General features: G+C 68.5%; 3 protein-coding genes. All 3 read left to right on the top strand.

What is annotated here, in order from left to right; genetic code table 11:
* The first annotated feature begins 7 nt into the window (after window positions 1-7).
* Window positions 8-298, top strand: a complete 291-nt coding sequence (locus D5S08_RS16290; RefSeq protein WP_121120233.1) for a TrbC/VirB2 family protein — start codon at window positions 8-10, stop codon at window positions 296-298.
* Between the two features lies 1 nt (window position 299).
* Window positions 300-581, top strand: coding sequence for a VirB3 family type IV secretion system protein (locus D5S08_RS16285; protein WP_121120232.1), 282 nt, complete (start codon window positions 300-302; stop codon window positions 579-581).
* 40 nt (window positions 582-621) lie between these two features.
* A partial coding sequence (locus D5S08_RS16280; RefSeq protein ID WP_479680442.1) for a VirB4 family type IV secretion/conjugal transfer ATPase occupies window positions 622-1,574 on the top strand: 953 nt, incomplete at its 3' end.

The raw sequence follows: 1,574 nt of genomic DNA, 5'->3' as shown, positions 1-1,574 counted from the left end.
TTCCCGCCTGCTCGCCACCCTTGCTGCGATGTTTGCGCCTGTCGCCGCGCAGGCGCAGGTCGCGGGCGATCCGCAAGGCTCCGGCCCGATCGTTGCCGCGCTGTCGTGGATGCAGGGCACGCTGCTGGGCAATGTCGCCACCGCCGTGGCGGTGATGGCGGTGGCCGCGGTCGGCTTCATGATGCTGACCGGGCGGATGAACTGGCGCTTCGGCGCGACCGTGATCATCGGCTGCTTCATCCTGTTCGGCGCGGCCAGCATCGTCAGCGGCATCCAGTCCGCCGCGGCGGTAGGCTGAGATGGAGCTCGTCCGCCATCCCGTGCACCGCGCGCTGACGCGGCCGCAGATGTTCGCGGGCGTCACCTACAATTTCTTCATCATCAACGCCGCCCTGACGACGGAGCTGTTCCTGATCACCGGCAGCTTCCTCGCCCTGCCGGTGGCGTTGCTGATCCATCTGGTCGGCTATTTCGCCTGCCTGCGCGAACCGCGCATCTTCGACCTGTGGCTGACCAAGGTCAGCAAGTGTCCGCGCGTGAAGAACTGGAAGCACTGGGGCTGCAACAGCTACACCCCATGATCGCCGCACGGCCTTGGCCTGCGTGCAAGGAGCAGAACGCATGAAGACCAGGTGGCTGGGGGCCGCGGCATGGAGCGCGAAGGAAGCGCATGCCGGCGAGCGTCTGCCCTATGCGCGGCTGCTGGACGGCAACACCGTGCTGCTGCGCGACGGGTCGCTGATGGCGGCGCTGCAGGTGCCGGGCCTCCTGTTCGAGACGGAGGACACCGACGCGCTGAACGCCCATGCGGCCACGCGCGAGGTGATGCTGCGCTCCGCGCTGGACGCGCGCTTCGTGCTGTACCACCATGTGATCCGCCGCCGGGTGGCGGTCGACCTGCCCGCCACCTTCGACGATCCGCTGGCCGCGCATATCGACCGCCGCTGGAACGAGAAGCTGCAGGGCGGGTCGCTGTTCGTGAACGACCAGTTCGTCACGCTGGTACGCCGTCCGGCCCGTGGCAAGGCGGGCCTCGCCGAACGCGCAGGGAAGATGTGGAAGCGTCGTGGCCGCGAACAGCTGGAGGCCGATCCCAAGGACCTGCGCAGCCTGCGGGCCGCATTGCAGGCGCTCGCCGCATCGCTGGGCGATTACGGGGCGCAGCCACTGGGCGACTATACCGGCCCACATGGCGGCACGAACAACGAGCTGCTTGAGCTGCTCAGCGCCCTGTTCAATGGCGAGATGCGCCCTGTGCGCCGGCCGGAGGACGATACCGATATCGGCCGCATGCTGCCTTACCGCCGCGCCAGCTTCGGCGTCGATGCGATGGAACTGCGCGGCGCAGGCGGCAATGCGGCGCCCGATTTCGGCGCCATGCTCAGCCTGAAGGATTATCCGGAGGCGACCAGCCCCGGCCTGCTCGATCCCATGCTGCGCCTGCCGTGCGAGATGATCGTCACGGAAAGCTTCGCCCCGCAGGAACGGCAGACCGCGCGCGAACGGATCGACCTTTCGCTCCGCCGCCTGCGCTCCGCCGACGAGGAGGCGCAGGCTGAACGCGGCGACATGCT

The sequence above is a fragment of the Croceibacterium ferulae genome, assembly GCF_003660445.1.
Taxonomy (GTDB): domain Bacteria; phylum Pseudomonadota; class Alphaproteobacteria; order Sphingomonadales; family Sphingomonadaceae; genus Croceibacterium; species Croceibacterium ferulae.
This window is presented reverse-complemented; position numbering and strand designations above follow the sequence as displayed.